The organism is Nonomuraea insulae, from assembly GCF_042656245.1.
The window spans coordinates 219,694-234,765 of record NZ_JBHSPA010000017.1; the positions used below are offsets into that span (position 1 = coordinate 219,694).

Genomic DNA, 15,072 nt, shown 5'->3' on the forward strand with positions numbered 1-15,072 from the left:
TCTCGTTGTTGCTCGATTGATCGGTCAAATGCATTCATGGGATGGTTCACATCAGGAATACTGATGGATTGTGACGGTTGAGGAGATCGAGGCGTTCGTATGTATTGCCCGGTTGGGCGGGTTCACGGAGGCGTCCAGGAGGCTGAACCGGTCCCAGCCGGCGATCAGCCGCCGCATCCACGAGCTGGAGCGGTCGCTGGGGTCGGCGTTGTTCGAGCGGGCCGGGCGCCAGGTGTCGCTGACCGAGGCGGGCCTGGCGCTGCTGCCGTACGCGGAGGCCGTGCTGGCGGCGGTCCGTGACGGCGAGCGGGCCGTCCGCGACGCGTCGGCGCAGGCCGTGCGGACGCTCTCCCTGGCCATCGTCGGCACGCTGGCCGACTCGCACATCGTCGACGCCCTGCGGACGTTCGAGGCCCGTTTCCCGCAGGCCGAGGTCGAGTTGCGGACCGCGACGAGCCGCGAGGTGAGTGCGCTCGTCCGCAGCGGCGAGGCGTCCCTGGGCCTGCGTTACTTCCCCGACGCCGACCCGAAGCTGGAGTCGATCCTCCTCGGCACCGAGAAGCTCCTGGTCGTGCTGCCCGCCTCGCACCCGGTCACCGCCGCGCGGCTGCCGGACCTGCGGGCGTTCCAGGGCGAACGCTGGCTGAGCTTCCCGCCCGAGCGCGGCGACTCCGACTCCTACGGCCGGCTCCTCGAACGTCACCTGGCCGCCTCCGGTCTGGCCGACGCCGCGATCACGCACATCGACAGCCTCACCGCGCAGAGGCGGCTGGTGGAGGCGGGGCTCGGCATCGCCCTCATGCCCATCAGCGGCGTGCGGGAGGAGTTGCGGATCGGGAGCCTGCGGGCGGTCGAGGTGGACGGCATGGACGCGGGGCTGCCCGTGGTCGCGGTACGCAGGAGGCGCGGGCACCGGAGCGGGCCGGCGGAGTCCTTCATGGGCGTGCTGAGAGATCACACACCATGGCTGCTCGGCTGAATAGCAGCCATTTCAATTCCGTTGCAGGCGCTGTTCGACAGGGCGACAGTAATCCCGCCGCCGTAAATGCCGTATTGACGCGCTGTCAGCCCCTATTCGGTGGCCCGGCCTTGGAGATCAAGCTGACCTTGGAGATCGAGATGGCCACGATTTCGCAATAGCGTGGCCGACACTAAAGTGTGTCGGTGATTCGTAAGCCACTGGCGGCCGGTGGCCGTATTTTTTACTTTCGGCAAACCTTTTCCTCACCGGCTGCTCCGCCGGTCCTCACGAAAGCTGATGGACCGGAGGGGATGACGCGGTGAATATCGAAAGAGGTTTAGTCGTAGTCGGTGCAGAGCAGAACCGGGAAATCCCGGTCGTCCGCGACCATCCCGCCGAGATCCCACTCGAACGAGGTCTCCTTGGTGTCAATGGTCTTCTGCATGAGGTACACCCCCCTTCCACGAATTGCCGTCTGACAACGCAGATCCTGTCGCAGCAGGCTCCGGCTGTCGTGAGCAGCGGATTGCTCAAATCCGCGGCGGTCCGGCCGGGAAAAGGGCGGGGGCGGGCGCATCGGCCGAGCGTGGCGGGGGATCGGGAAATGAGTAGGCCATTACTCACGACAGCGCGCCGGGTGGTCTCCTCACATATGCGTGCGGGCTGACCAGAGCTCGGGGAAGACCACGCGCGCCATGCTGCGTTCGAGCCAGCCCAGGCCGTTGGAACCGCCGGTCCCCGGCTTCGCGCCCATCGCCCTGCGCACGGCCGCCACGTGCTGGTAGCGCCAGTCGCCGAACCGTTCGGAGACCTCGGCCAGCGCCTCCCCGAGCGCCCGCAGGTCGGAGGAGTCGTCACGGTAGACCTCCACCCAGGCCCGCTCGACCGCGTCGTGCGGCTCGTACTCGGCGTCGAAGTCCCGGTCGAGCACCTTGTCCGGCAGGTCGTGGCCACGCCGGGCGAGCAGCGCGACGGCGTCGTCCCAGACGCTCGGCTCGGCGAACGCGCGTTGCAGCCCGTCGCCCTGCGGCCGGTGACGGAACGGCCGCAGGAGCGCCTCGTTCTTCAACCCCAGCCGGAACTCCACCAGCCGGTACATGCTCGACTGCAGCCCTGAAGCCTCCCCGAGCAGCTCACGGAACCTGTTGAAGTCCGCGGGCGTCATCCAGCGCAGGCCGAGCCAGCTCGCGTTCAGCCCCTCCAGGTGCAGGGCCGTACGGCGCAGCGCCCCGACCGCGTCCGGCACCCGGTCGGCACGCAGCGACTCCTGGGCGCTGCGCAACTCGTAGGCGATGAGCTTGAAGTACAGCTCCATGATCTGCGTGATCATCAGGAACGACATCTCGCCGGGCGCGTCGCTCAACGGCCGTTGCAGGCTGTGCAGGATGTCGGTGCGGACGTAGGCGTCGTAGGGGATCCCAGTCTTCGTCATCGATTTCATGCACCTCATGGTGCTGCGGTGATACGACCGGAAGGAATGCCAGATCAACGGCCTTTTCCCATCAAGCCTTATGTTTGGTACCAATATCGGGCATACGGTTTTCGAAGGAAAGAGCCCGCTGATGGACGCCATGGACTGGGACCTGCTGCGCGAACTCCAGGAGAACGCGCGCCTCTCCTTCAACGAGTTGTCGCGCCGGGTCCACCTGTCACCGCCCGCCGTGGCCGAGCGGGTCAGGCGCCTGGAGGAGTCGGGGGTGATCGCCGGCTATCACGCCACGGTGGACCTCGGGCAGGCCGGCTGGGCGGTGTCCGCGTTCGTGCAGCTGACCTGCTACGGGCCGACCTGCGTGCTGCGCGATCCCGAAGTGGCGACCTGGCCGGAGATCCGGGAGATCCACCGGGTCACCGGCGACGTGTGCAGCATTCTCAAGATCGCCGTGCCGTCGATGGCGGCGTTCGAGTCGCTGATCGACCGCCTGGCCGTCTACGGCAAGCCGTCGAGCACGATGATCTTTTCGAGCCCGGTGGCCAACAGGCCGGTCACAGATCCACGCTGAACCCCAGCCCGCGCTCCCTGGCTACCCGATAGGCCACCGAAGCCGCCGCGACGTCGAGCGCCGCGTGCCCGGTGGACTTGAAGACCGTCAGCTCCCCGGCCGAGCGCCGGCCCGGATGCGTGCCGTCGAGCACGGCCCCGATCAGGGCGGCGTCCGCCGGATCGGTGCCCTGGAGCTCCCAGGCGCCGGCCGGCGGCGGCTCGGTCACGGCGCCCTGCCACTCCACGAACAACGACGACGCCCGCAGGGTGGCGGCGTCGAACTCCGGGCCGTCGGAGCCGCCGACCGAGCTGACGTGCACGCCGTCGGCGAGCCAGGACCGGTGGAGCACCGGCTCCTTGCTGGAGGTGCAGCAGAAGACGACGTCGGCGGCCTTGACCGCCTCCTCGATGCCGGCCGCGGCGCCGAGGAGTTCGGCCTTGCCCCGGTCGCGTGCGCCCACCAGCAGGTGAGCGGACTCCGCCGGGGTGAGCAGGTCGATCTGGGCGCGTGCCTGCGCGCCGGTGCCGATCACGGCGATCCGCCGGGCGTCCGGTCGGGCCAGAGCCCGCATGGCGACGGTCGCGGTGGCCGCCGTGCGAACGGCGGTGATCGTCTCGGCGTCCATGACCGCCAGCGGGCGGCCGTCCTCCTCGTCGAAGTAGGCGACGATGCCGCGGTGCCCTCCGGCGGGGAAGACGCTCACGAGCTTGGCGGCCAGCCCGAGCCTGGGCACGTAGCCGGGCATCGCGCCCAGCAGCCCGTACGGCGAGCGGGCCGCGACGCGCGGCGGGGCGGAGGCGCCGCCGCGGCTGATGGCGACGAGGGCGGTGCGCACCGCCGCGAGGAGCTCGTCCGGCGGCAATGCCTGCCTGGTCAGGTCCCGGTCGAGAACGAGAACTCCGCTCACTGCGGTGTCAGTCAAGGTCGACTCCGGGGGTCGTGCCGCTCAGAGTGCTTCGCAGCTCCTCCGTGGCGGCGGCGAGGCGGTCTTTCAACGTCGCCAGGGTGGGGTCGTCGAACTCGCTGTCGAGGCCGACGATCGTGACCGCGCAGATCGGCTGGTCGTTGCCGGTGAGCACCGCGCGGCTCAGGGAGGCGATCACCTCCTCGGCGCGCCCGCGCTCCAGCGCGAAGCCGGTGTCCCGGGTCAGCTCGAGGTCCTTGAGCAGCTCGGCCCTGGCCGTCGCGGGGTGGCCCTGCTGCTCGGCGCTGCGCAGGTAGGGGACCCGCGCGGCCTCGTCGAGCGCGGCGACCAGGGCCATGGGCCCGGCGAACTTGTGGATGGGCAGCAGCTCGCCCAGCAAGTCCGTGATCATCGCCAGCCGCGGGGGGCGGATGACGTCGATCACCCGCGCGCCGTCGGGTTCGAGGACCTGAAGGTTGATCATCATCCCCGTCTGGTCGGACAACGTCTGGAGCACGGGCCTGCTCAGGACCACCAGCGAGTTGGCCGCCGCGGCCTGGGAGAAGCGCAACACGACGGTCCCCGGCAGGTAGTGATCCTGGCTGCGCATGATCCAGCCACGGCGGACCAGGTCCACCAGGATGCGGTAGGCGGTGGCGCGGTGCATGCCCGCCTGGTTCGCCAGCTCGCTGAGGCGAAGAGGGCGGTCGGCCTGGACGACGGCCTCGATGAGGTCCAGGGCTTTGTCCACGGCAGAGCTGGGCAACGTCCCCCTCCACGGTCGTCCAGGTCATCATTCCATGCTTGACGCATGTTAACAGACGTTGCTACTGTTGCAACAGTTGTTACGCTCTATGTAACAATGAGAACGGAGACCGAGCGAATCGCCATGACCGACAGAGACGCACGACCGGTCGCGGACAACGACGCGGCCCCCACACCGTTCGCGCCCGCCGAGCCGGGGCACGTGACGATCTACCGTGACGCGTCGCTGATCGACGGCACCGGTGCGCCCGTCAGGCGCGGCATGACGGTGGTGACCGACGGGCCGCTGATCAGGGCCGTCGTCCCGGATGCCGACCTGGGCCCGTCAGCGGGCGCCGAGGTGGTCGACCTGGCGGGGGCGTACGTGCTGCCCGGCCTCATCGACACCCACCAGCATCTGTCCACCCCGCCCAACCGCGAGCAGGCGGAGGCGGCGATGCGCCGGCAGGTGTACGGCGGCGTCACCGCGATCCGCGAGATGGCCGGCGACCTGCGGCAGATGGCCGACCTGGAGCGGGCCGCGCTGCTCGGCGAGATCCCCGGCCCCGACATCCACTCCGCCGCGCTGATGGCCGGCCCGAGCTTCTTCGACGATCCGCGCACGTGGCAGGTGACCCAGGGGGCGACCCCCGGCACCGCGCCGTGGATGCAGGCGATCGACGACGAGACCGACCTGCCGCTGGCCGTCGCGCGGGCCAAGGGCACCGGAGCCGTGGCCATCAAGGTCTACGCCGATCTCGAACCCGAGATGGTCGCCAGGATCGCCGCCGAGGCGCACCGGCAGGACCTGCTGGTGTGGTCGCACGCGACGGTGTTCCCCGCGATGCCCGGCGAGGTCGTGGCGGCCGGTGTCGACGTGGTGTCGCACGCCCACATGCTCGCCTACCACTTCGCCGGCATCCGGCCCTCGACGTACCGGGGGCAGCGCGAGCACCTCCCGAAGGTCTACGAGCGTTTCCTGGACGCGCCGGTGGACGCCGTCGACGCGCTGTTCGACGACATGCGGCGGCGCGGCACGATCCTCGACGCCACCGCGAGCGTCGTGCCCAGGATCTCCGGCGCGGCCGAGATGGCGCAGGGGGTGTTGCGGCGGCTGATCGACCGCGCACGCCACGCGGGCGTCCCGATCTGTACGGGCACCGACTACGAGACCCCGCCTGACGACGCCTACCCCTCGCTCCACGACGAGCTGCACTACCTGGTCCACGCCATGGGCATGCCGCCCCACGAGGTCATCCGCGCGGCCACCCTGGCGGGGGCGGCGAGCCTGGGGCGGGCGGCCACGATGGGCAGCGTCGAGGCCGGCAAGCTGGCCAACCTGCTGATCGTCGCCGCGGACCCGTACGAGGACATCGACCACCTCCGCCGCATCATCACGACGGTCAAGCGCGGACGGCGTCACGACCGGACAGGGGCGTGAAGATGAGCATCGACATCACCGACCACCTCGTCGTCAACGCCCTCGGCGTGCTCGACAACCCGAACGTGTCCTCCTCCAGCGCGCTCGTACAGACCAGCGAGCAGTTGACCATCGACGCGCGCACGCTGGCGGACGCGCACGCCTCGGGCGTGACCGCGATCAACGTCACCCTGGGCTACACGATGGGCGACTTCCCGCCGTACGAGCACACCCTGCGCGAGATCGGCACCTGGGACTCGATCATCCGCGAGAACCACGAGCACCTGGTGCGGATCGACACGGCCGAGGACATCGCCGAGGCCAAGCGGACCGGCAGGATCGGCATCATCTACGGCTTCCAGAACGCCGCCGCGGCCGAGGACCGGCCGGAACGCGTGGCCACCTTCGCCGGCCTGGGCGTGCGGGTCATCCAGCTCACCTACAACCAGGCGAACCAGATCGGCGACGGCTCGATGGCGCCGGCCAACCGGGGCCTGACACCTCTCGGCCGGGAGGTCGTGGCGGCGCTCAACGAGCACCGCGTCATGGTGGACCTGTCGCACAGCGGTGAGCGGACCTGCCTGGAGGCCGCGCGGGTGTCCAGCCAGCCGATCTCGATCAACCACACGGGCTGCCGGGCCCTCGTGGACCTGCCGCGCAACAAGACCGACGAGGAGTTGCGGCTGGTCGCCGAGCGGGGCGGTTTCGTCGGCATCTACTTCATGCCCTTCCTCAACGCCTCCGGCCACGCCGGCGCCGCGGACGTGGTGGAGCACATCGTGCACGCGGTCAACGTGTGCGGCGAGGACCACGTCGGCATCGGCACCGACGGGACGATCACCGCCATCGACGACCTGGACGCCTACCAGGACCAGCTCGCCGAGCAGGTGGCGCGGCGCCAGGCGGCCGGGGCGTCCGCGGCCGGCGAGCGGAGCGACACCTATCCGTTCGTCGTCGATCTGCGCGGTGTCGACCAGTTCAGGAAGCTGGCCCGCCTGCTGGAGGAGCGCGGCTATTCGTCGGCCAGGATCGAGAAGATCCTCGGCCGCAACTTCTACACCTACGCAAAGGCGGTCTGGGGGAACTGACGGCCGCCCAGAGCCGTGACTTCCCCCCGCATCGGCAACAGGAGCGGGCGACGTGGACATATACCGATATAACCGACACAGAGCCGCGAGGGGGCGCGTGCTCGCCGCGGCGGCGCTGGCCGCCCTCCTGCCGCTCGCGGCGTGCAGCGGCGGCGCGGGCGGCGAGAGCAAGAACGATTCGGCCGCCCGCAAGTCCGGATCCCAGACCTTCGGCGAGCTACCGGCCGAGTCGGGCACGCCCAAGGACGGCGGGACCATCGACATCGCGCAGCAGCCCGGAGCCGGGCCCTACTACATGTTGCCGATCGTGCCCGGCGCCTTCAACTCGACGTATGTGACCTACCAGTTCCAGCGGCTCATGTACCGGCCGCTCTACTGGTTCCCCGAAGGCGCCAGCCCCAAGGTCAACGAGGCGCTCAGCCTGGCCGAACTGCCGAAGTTCACCGACGGCGACAAGACGGTGACCATCAAGCTGAAGCCGGGCTACACCTGGTCGGACGGGACCCCGGTCGAGGCCGGCGACGTGGTCTTCTTCATCGACCTGCTCAAGGCGGCGCTGAAGAAGAACGCCGCGAACTGGGGCAGCTACACACCCGGCCAGTTCCCCGACAACGTCACGAGCGCGAAGGCGACCTCGGCGGACACCCTGACGCTGAAGCTCAAGGAGTCCTACAACCCGGAGTGGTTCACCGCCGACGAGCTGACCTCGGTCGTCCCGCTGCCGGCCAAGCAGTGGACCAAGGCCACGGGCGGGTCGAAGGACGCCGAGGCGATCTACACCGCCCTCGACAAGGCCTCGCGGGATCCCGCCTCCTTCGCCTCCAACCCGCTCTGGCAGACGGTGAACGGCCCGTACCGGCTGGGCAGCTTCGACGTGACCACGAACTTCTACTCGATGAGCGCCAACGAGGCGTACACCGGGCCGCAGAAGGCGCGCATCAAGACGCTGAACTTCCGGCCGTTCACCTCGGAGACCGCGAAGTTCAACCAGCTCCTGAGCGGCAACCTGACGATGGGCACGGTGGACCAGAGCCACGTGAGCCAGGTGGCCGCGCTCAAGGCGGCCGGCTACAACGTGTACGGCGCGCCCCGGCAGGGCTTCAACTTCATCATGCTCAACTTCAAGGACACGACCGACAACGTCGACAAGATCCTCGGCCAGCTCTACATCCGGCAGGCGTTGCAGCACCTGATCGACCAGCCCGGGTACATCGCCAGCAAGGGCATGTACAACGGCGCCGCCGCCGAGAGCTACGGCACCGCCCCGGCCAGCTCGCCCTACGCCGCGCAGACCGTCGCCACCGCGCCGTACCCCTACGATCCGGCCGCCGCGAAGAAGCTGCTGGAGGAGCACGGCTGGAAGGTGGTGCCGAACGGCGCCACCACCTGCGAACGCCCCGGCGCGGGGGCCACGGAGTGCGGCGACGGGATCCCGCAGGGGCAGACGATCAAGTTCAACCTCTTCTACCGCAGCGAGCCGCAACTGCACAGCGCGGTGAGCACGGCGTTCGCCTCGGAGGCCCGCAAGCTGGGCATGACGATCGCGGTCGCGCCGAAGACCTTCAGCTTCCTGATCCAGAACTACAACGTCCCGGCGGCCCCCTCCAAGGCCGGTGAGTGGGCCATGTCGACCTGGGGCGGCTTCAGCACCACGCCGTACCCGACCATGACCGGGACGTTCGACTCCAAGGGCTCGGGCAACGTGGGCGCCTACGACGACCCCAAGACCGACGAGCTGATCCAGGCATCGGTGCACGGCGAGGACCGCCAGGCCGTACAGGCCGAGATCGAGCACCTGCGGACCGACCTGCCCGTGCTCTGGCTGCCGAACGCGCACACCATCTGGGCCTGGAAGAACACGTTGTCGGGGCCGCAGGAGACCTTCGCCGCCCTGCCCACCACGGTGCTGACCCCCGAGTACTGGTATCTGCGATGACCCGGTTCGTCCTGCGACGGCTGGGGACGTCGGCCATCGTGGTCCTGGGCGTCTCCGTGATCACCTTCATCATGTTGCACGGGATGTCCGGATCACCCGGCCGCGCGATCCTCGGCGTGCAGGCGAGCGCGGAAGCGGTGGCCGCCTTCGACCACGAGCACGGCTACGACCAGTCGCTCGTCGTGCAGTACTTCAGCTACCTCGGCCGGCTTCTGCACGGTGACCTCGGGCACAGCTACAAGCTGAACCAGAGCGTCAACGCGCTGCTGGCCGAGAACGCCGGCCGGACCGCGATGCTGGCCGGCGTGGCCCTCCTGCTGGCGGTCGCCATCGCGATGCCGCTGGGCGTGTACCAGGCGGTCAAGCGCAACAGCATCGGCGACAACGTGCTGACCACGCTCACCTTCATCGCGTACTCGATGCCCGTCTTCCTGCTCGCGATGTTGCTGATCCAGGTCTTCGCGCTGGGGCTGGGCATCCTGCCCGCCCAGGCGTCCCAGTCGAGCTCCACTTTCGTGATCTTCACCGAGCCACGCGCCATGTTGCTGCCGGTGCTGACGCTGACCGGCATCACGGTCGCGCTGTACTCCAGGTACCAGCGCTCCGCGGCGCTGGACCAGCTCGCGCAGGACTACATCAGGGTGGCGCGGGCGAAAGGACTGTCGATGCGCCTGGTTCTCACCCGTCACCTGCTGCGCAACGCCTGCCTGCCGCTGGTGACCCTGATCGGCATGACGATTCCGCTGCTGCTGGCGGGCAACCTCGTGGTCGAGTCGGTCTTCAACTATCCGGGCCTGGGGCTGCTGTTCTTCAACGCCCTGAACAACCAGGACTATCCGGTCCTGCTCGGCTACACCCTGGTCGCCTCGATCCTGACCGTGCTGGGCAACCTCCTGGCCGACCTGGTGGTGGCGGTCAGCGACCCGAGGACGCAGCGCGCATGAGCGGTTGGCGGCTCGCTGTGCGGTCGTTCGCGCAGAACCGGCTCGCCGTCGTCGGCGTCGGCATCATCGTCCTGCTCGGCCTGTTCTGTTTCGTCGGCCCCCACCTCTACCTCACCGAGCAGATCGCCGTCGATCCGGTCAGCAGCCTGCTGCCGCCGGACGGCGAGCACCCGCTCGGCACCGACGCCCAGGGCTTCGACGTGCTCGGGCGCATCATGAAGGGCGGCCAGGCGTCGCTGCAGATCGGGCTGTTCGCGGCGCTGATCGCCACCGCGTTCGGCACGTTGTACGGCACGGTCGCCGGTCTCGCCGGCGGCATCGTGGACGGGATCATGATGCGCGTGGTCGACACGATGTTGTCGATCCCGTTCCTGTTCATCGTGCTGATCGCCGCCACCCGGTTCAGCTCCTCGGTCCTGTCGCTCAGCCTGATCCTGGGCGCGTTCTCCTGGCTCGCGCCCGCCCGCCTGGTCAGGGCCGAGGTGCTCTCCCTGCGCTCGCGGGGTTTCGTCGCGGCGGCGACCGTCATGGGCGCCACGAAGCCGCGCATCATCGCCCGCCACCTGATCCCGAACGCGCTGGGCGTCGTGATCGTCAACATCACCTTCCAGGTGGCCGACGCGATCATCGCGGTGTCGCTGCTGGGCTTCCTCGGATTCGGGCTCAACTACCCCAACGTCGAATGGGGCACGCAGCTCTCCGACGGGGTGAGCCACCTGTTCGAGGGCGCCTGGTGGCTGATCTACCCGGTCGGGGGCTGCCTGGTCCTGATCGTCATGGCGTTCAACTTCGTCGGGGACGCGCTGCGCGACTCCATCGACGTACGGCTGAGGCGGCGCTGATGCCCGCTCGCACAGAAGGGGGCACCCAGTTGCTGGCCATCGAGCGCCTGTCCACCAGCATCCGCATGAGGAAGTCGGCCGTCGAGGCCGTCACGCGCCTGGACCTGAGCCTGCGCGCGGGCGAGACCCTCGGCCTGGTGGGCGAGTCGGGCAGCGGCAAGTCGATGACGGGCCTGTCCATCATGGGCCTGCTCCCGCCCGGCGGGCACATCACCGAGGGCTCGATCAAGCTCGACGGCCGGGAACTGACCGGCCTGCCCGAACGCGAGTACCAGCGCATCCGCGGCAACGAGATCGCGATGGTCTTCCAGGACCCGATGACCTCGCTCAACCCCACCAAGACCATCGGCGAGCAGGTCGCGGAGCCGATCAGGCTGCACACGGGGGCGAGCCAGAAGCAGGCGCGCGAGCGGGCGCTCGACATGCTCGCGCTGGTGGGCATCGCCCGCCCCGCCGAGAGGTACGGCGACTACCCGCACCAGCTCTCCGGCGGGCTGCGGCAGCGCGTCATGATCGCCATGGCCCTGTCCTGCGAGCCGAAGGTGCTGATCGCCGACGAACCGACGACCGCGCTCGACGTGACCGTCCAGGCGCAGGTCCTGCGGCTGCTGCACGACCTCAAGGACCGCCTCGGGATGGCCATGCTGCTCATCACGCACGACATGGGCGTGATCGCGCGCTGGGCGGACCGGGTCAGCGTCATGTACGCGGGCGGCATCGTCGAGAGCGCCCGCACCGACGAGTTGTTCACGGGGATGCGGCACCCGTACACGCAGGCTCTCCTGGCCTGCACGCCCCGGCTGACCCAGCGGCGCGAGCACACCCTCTACTCCATTCCCGGCGCCCCGCCCGACCTGGCCGACCCGCCGGCCGGCTGCCGCTTCGCCGCCCGCTGCGCGCACGCCACCGACCACTGCACCAGCGAGGCGCCCCCGCTCGCCCCGGCCCGGCCCGGCCACCTGCTGGCCTGCTGGAACCCGGTCGAAGGCCCGCTCGCACCCGTCACCGATCCCGCGGCCACCTCGGACAAGACTTCCGCCGACCCGGTGGTCTCCGTCGACGACCTCGTCAAGGAGTATGGCGCGGGCGGCTTCGTGCCGCGCCGCCAGGCGCGCAGCGTCAAGGCCGTCTCCGGGGTGTCGTTCTCGGTCCTGCCGGGCCAGACGTTCGGGCTGGTGGGCGAGAGCGGCTGCGGCAAGAGCACCCTGGCCAAGATGATCGTCGCGCTGGAGAAGCCCTCCTCGGGCGACGTCACGGCCCTCGGCGGCAAACTGAACGAACTACGCGGGCGGGGCCTGCGCCGGCATCGGCGCAACCTGCAGATGATGTTCCAGGACCCGCTCGACGCGCTCGACCCCCGCATGCGCGTCGGCGCCATCCTGCGCGAGCCGTTCGAGGCCCAGGGCATCGGCACCGCCGCCGAGCAACTGACGGCGATCAAGGAGCTGCTCGACGAGGTCGGACTGCCGCACAACGTGCTGGAGCGCTATCCGCACGAGTTCTCCGGCGGGCAGCGGCAACGCATCGCGCTGGCCAGGGCGCTGGCGCTCAACCCGCGCGTGATCGTGGCCGACGAGCCGGTGAGCGCGCTGGACGTCTCGGTACGCTCCCAGGTGCTCAACCTGATGAAACGCCTCCAGGCCAAACACGCCCTCACCTACATCGTGATTTCTCACGATTTGACCGTCGTGCGGTATATGGCGGACACGGTCGGCGTCATGTACCTGGGCAAGCTCGTCGAGATCGGCTCGGCGGACGACATCTACCTCCGTGGCGCGCACCCGTACACGGCCAGCCTGATCGCCGCGATCCCCGAACCGGCCCCCGGCGGGCAGGCCGCCGACGACCTGGACATCGGCTCCGAACTGCCCAGCCCGTACGATCCGCCGTCAGGCTGCCGCTTCCGCACCCGCTGCCCACGCGCGCAGACCCGCTGCGCGGAGGAGGAACCGGCCCTGCTCACCTTCGACCCCGGACACTCGGCCGCCTGCCACTTCCCCCTCCGAGAGCCCCAGAACGTCTAGCCCTGATCCTGGGAGGAATAGGCGGCGACCGTGGCCGGCAGGTTGCCCAGTTTGCCGACCTCGTTCGTCAGTCCTTCGAGGACCGCGCGCAACTGCACCTGCGTGACCTCCGCGAAGGTGCGCAGATAGGCGATGCGGCGTTCCAGTTCCTCGGCCTCCGCGGACTGGACCGCGCCGCTGGAGCGGTAGACGTTGACCGCCCGGTTCGCGGCCGCCTCGGCCTGCTGCTGCGCCTCGTGCAGGATCTGCTCGTACTGCTGGCGAGCCTGCCCCACCAGCCGCCGGGCATAGTCCTCCGCCTCGGCTATCTGGGCGTCCGCCGTCTGCTGGGCGCGGGAGAGGAGGTTGACCGCGGCGACGTTGAGCCTCGCCTGTTGCGCGCCGCCGGTGTCGGTGCCGTGGTCCTTGTACCAGTTCTTCAGCCGGTCGATCTCGGCGCGCAGGTCGGCCTTCTCCATGTCGCCGGCCGCGATGTCATCCGCCAGGCGGTACAGGAAAGTGCGTACCTCGTCCTCGCTGATGCCCCGGTGCCCGAGTTTGGTACGTGAGAATTCCTTGTTCCGTACCCGATCCGGCGTAAGTCGCTGGCGGTCGTCCGATGGGCGTTCTGCCCAAGACGCCTCTCCCGTCACTGCTCCCTACCTCCAGCACTGGTGAACTCGTCGAAGCGGATTTGCCCGGGCGACACCCCGGCGTCCAGGAGTCGGGTGACGGAGCTTTGGACCATCTCTTCTGAGCCGCAGACGAAGACGTCCTGGCCGCGCCACGCCTTCAGCGCGACGTCCACCGCGTAGCCGTGCTCGCCGCTGTAGAAGGCGTCGTTGGACACGACCGGCACCACGTTGAGCCAGGGGTTCTGGGCGGCCATCTTGGACAGCGACTCGAGGTCGTACAACTCGCGGGAGGTTCTGGCGCCCATGAACAGGTGGACGTTGCGGCGCGGCCCGTCGTAGGCCATCTGCTCCAGGAGCGCCTTGAGGGGGGCAAGGCCGGTGCCGCCGGCGATCAGGAGGAGGTCCCTGGGCTGGTTCGCATCGAGTGTGAGCCGGTCGCCCACCGGTGCGCCGACCTTCAGGATGTCGCCGCGTTGCGCGCCGTGCACCAGGGCCGTGCTGACCGTGCCTCCGTCGACCACGCGTACGTGCAGGTCGATCGTGTTGTCGCGGCGGGGCGCGTTGGCGAAGGAGTAGAAGCGCCACAGTTTCGGCCGCAGCGCGACGGAGACCGAGGCGGACTGTCCCGCACGGAAGGTGTAGGCGTAGTTCAGGCGGGCGCGGATCAGCGCGATGCCGGGAGCGCGTACCTCGTGCAGGATGATCTCGCCCTCCCACCAGGGCGGCGAGGTGTTCGACGACTCCTCGGCCGCCTCGGTCATCACCTTCGCGACCAGCCCGTACGCCTGCGTCCAGTCCCGTGCCAGCTCGGGCGTCCAGCGATCGCCGAGGAAGTGCTCCAGGGTGGCGAGCAGGGCCTGCCCGACGGCGGGATAGTGCTGCGCGACCACGGAGAACTTGCGATGGTCGCGGCCGAGTTGCTGGAGGAACGGAACCAGGTCGTCCACCCGGTCGACGTTGCTGACCACGTGCCCGAGCGCGTTGACGAGCCGGTCGCGCTGGGTGGCCATGGACACCGGGAACAGGCCACGGGTCTCGGGGAACATCAGGAACAAGGCTGAGTAGAAGAACAGCGGCACCTGATCGCCGGACTGGGCGACCAGGTGCCAACTGCCCTTCAATGCTTGCGTGTCCACTTAACCGGCGTGCTCCACGATGGCCCCGCGCACCTGGTTCAGGACCGTGACGACGTGTTGGACGACCTCCTCATCGGCCCCCTGGCCCCGGAGTGTCGTGACGAGCAGGTCGCCGACCTTCTCGTAGTGTTCCCCTGCGATGCCCATGCCCCGATGCGCGTCGGCCAGGTCCTGTCCTTCGTACTGCTCCGGCCCGCCGAGCACGGAGCACAGCAGCACGACCATGTGCCGCTTGAGCCGTACCAGGTCAACGCCGTCGAAATATGGCTTGAGCTCGGGTTCGTCCAGTACAGCCGAGTAGAACTGGTCGACCACTTGACGGACGGTTAAGGCGCCGCCGATTTTTTCGTAGTACGAAGCCATAGAGGCCGCAAACCTCCTAAATTAGGACATATTTCCAGGCGTGTTTACTTAGAGTAAATCCATCGGTTCACGCTGTCGTTGCCGGACGCATGGACATGGCCTTTAGCTGCGCAA

The 15,072-nt window shown here is 69.0% G+C and carries 14 protein-coding genes; 8 read left to right on the forward strand and 6 right to left on the reverse strand.

The genetic code is table 11. From position 1 onward, the window contains the following. Window positions 1-70 precede the first annotated feature (70 nt). Complete coding sequence (locus tag ACFPZ3_RS14365; RefSeq protein ID WP_379514558.1) at window positions 71-979, forward strand: LysR family transcriptional regulator; 909 nt, start codon at window positions 71-73, stop codon at window positions 977-979. A gap of 628 nt (window positions 980-1,607) precedes the next feature. Here the strand turns inward: ACFPZ3_RS14365 and ACFPZ3_RS14370 are convergent. Further along, a complete protein-coding gene (locus ACFPZ3_RS14370; RefSeq protein WP_379514559.1) occupies window positions 1,608-2,393 on the reverse strand; it encodes a tryptophan 2,3-dioxygenase in 786 nt (261 codons plus the stop codon). Window positions 2,394-2,523: 130 nt separating this feature from the next. Between ACFPZ3_RS14370 and ACFPZ3_RS14375 the strand changes: the two genes are divergently transcribed. Then, entirely contained in the window at window positions 2,524-2,961 is a 438-nt protein-coding gene (locus ACFPZ3_RS14375; RefSeq protein WP_379514560.1) for an Lrp/AsnC family transcriptional regulator, read from the forward strand. Here the strand turns inward: ACFPZ3_RS14375 and ACFPZ3_RS14380 are convergent. Both ACFPZ3_RS14380 and ACFPZ3_RS14385 read right to left on the reverse strand, forming a co-directional pair. Continuing rightward, the gene (locus ACFPZ3_RS14380; protein ID WP_379514561.1) at window positions 2,945-3,865 is read right to left on the reverse strand and encodes an ornithine cyclodeaminase family protein; all 921 of its coding nucleotides are present in this window, start codon (window positions 3,863-3,865) and stop codon (window positions 2,945-2,947) included. The two genes, ACFPZ3_RS14375 and ACFPZ3_RS14380, sit on opposite strands and share 17 nt — an antisense overlap. Continuing rightward, window positions 3,858-4,613, reverse strand: coding sequence for an IclR family transcriptional regulator (locus ACFPZ3_RS14385; protein WP_379514562.1), 756 nt, complete (start codon window positions 4,611-4,613; stop codon window positions 3,858-3,860). Before ACFPZ3_RS14385 ends, ACFPZ3_RS14380 begins: the two co-directional genes overlap by 8 nt. Window positions 4,614-4,736: 123 nt before the next feature. On the opposite strand from ACFPZ3_RS14385, the gene ACFPZ3_RS14390 reads away from it, so the two are divergent. From ACFPZ3_RS14390 to ACFPZ3_RS14415, 6 genes are all read left to right on the forward strand, one after another. Next, entirely contained in the window at window positions 4,737-6,032 is a 1,296-nt protein-coding gene (locus tag ACFPZ3_RS14390) for an amidohydrolase family protein (protein WP_379514563.1), read from the forward strand. Window positions 6,033-6,034: 2 nt separating this feature from the next. After that, entirely contained in the window at window positions 6,035-7,099 is a 1,065-nt protein-coding gene (locus ACFPZ3_RS14395; protein ID WP_379514564.1) for a dipeptidase, read from the forward strand. 97 nt (window positions 7,100-7,196) lie between these two features. Next, the gene (locus ACFPZ3_RS14400; protein ID WP_379514565.1) at window positions 7,197-9,035 is read left to right on the forward strand and encodes an ABC transporter substrate-binding protein; all 1,839 of its coding nucleotides are present in this window, start codon (window positions 7,197-7,199) and stop codon (window positions 9,033-9,035) included. After that, window positions 9,032-9,979, forward strand: coding sequence for an ABC transporter permease (locus tag ACFPZ3_RS14405; protein WP_379514566.1), 948 nt, complete (start codon window positions 9,032-9,034; stop codon window positions 9,977-9,979). Before ACFPZ3_RS14400 ends, ACFPZ3_RS14405 begins: the two co-directional genes overlap by 4 nt. Beyond that, window positions 9,976-10,821 (forward strand): ABC transporter permease, encoded by an 846-nt coding sequence (locus ACFPZ3_RS14410; RefSeq protein ID WP_379514567.1) that lies wholly within the window; start codon window positions 9,976-9,978, stop codon window positions 10,819-10,821. The genes ACFPZ3_RS14405 and ACFPZ3_RS14410 overlap by 4 nt, the downstream gene beginning before the upstream one ends. After that, complete coding sequence (locus tag ACFPZ3_RS14415; RefSeq protein ID WP_379514568.1) at window positions 10,821-12,845, forward strand: dipeptide ABC transporter ATP-binding protein; 2,025 nt, start codon at window positions 10,821-10,823, stop codon at window positions 12,843-12,845. The genes ACFPZ3_RS14410 and ACFPZ3_RS14415 overlap by 1 nt, the downstream gene beginning before the upstream one ends. Here ACFPZ3_RS14415 and ACFPZ3_RS14420 read toward each other — a convergent pair. The 3 genes from ACFPZ3_RS14420 to ACFPZ3_RS14430 are packed head-to-tail and all read right to left on the reverse strand — an operon-like array spanning window position 12,842 to window position 14,958. Beyond that, window positions 12,842-13,477: a DivIVA domain-containing protein gene (locus ACFPZ3_RS14420; protein ID WP_379514569.1), complete on the reverse strand. Its 636-nt coding sequence runs from the start codon at window positions 13,475-13,477 to the stop codon at window positions 12,842-12,844. The genes ACFPZ3_RS14415 and ACFPZ3_RS14420 overlap by 4 nt on opposite strands. After that, window positions 13,474-14,595: a globin domain-containing protein gene (locus ACFPZ3_RS14425; protein ID WP_379514570.1), complete on the reverse strand. Its 1,122-nt coding sequence runs from the start codon at window positions 14,593-14,595 to the stop codon at window positions 13,474-13,476. Before ACFPZ3_RS14425 ends, ACFPZ3_RS14420 begins: the two co-directional genes overlap by 4 nt. Continuing rightward, window positions 14,596-14,958: a group I truncated hemoglobin gene (locus ACFPZ3_RS14430; protein ID WP_379514571.1), complete on the reverse strand. Its 363-nt coding sequence runs from the start codon at window positions 14,956-14,958 to the stop codon at window positions 14,596-14,598. Window positions 14,959-15,072 lie beyond the last annotated feature (114 nt).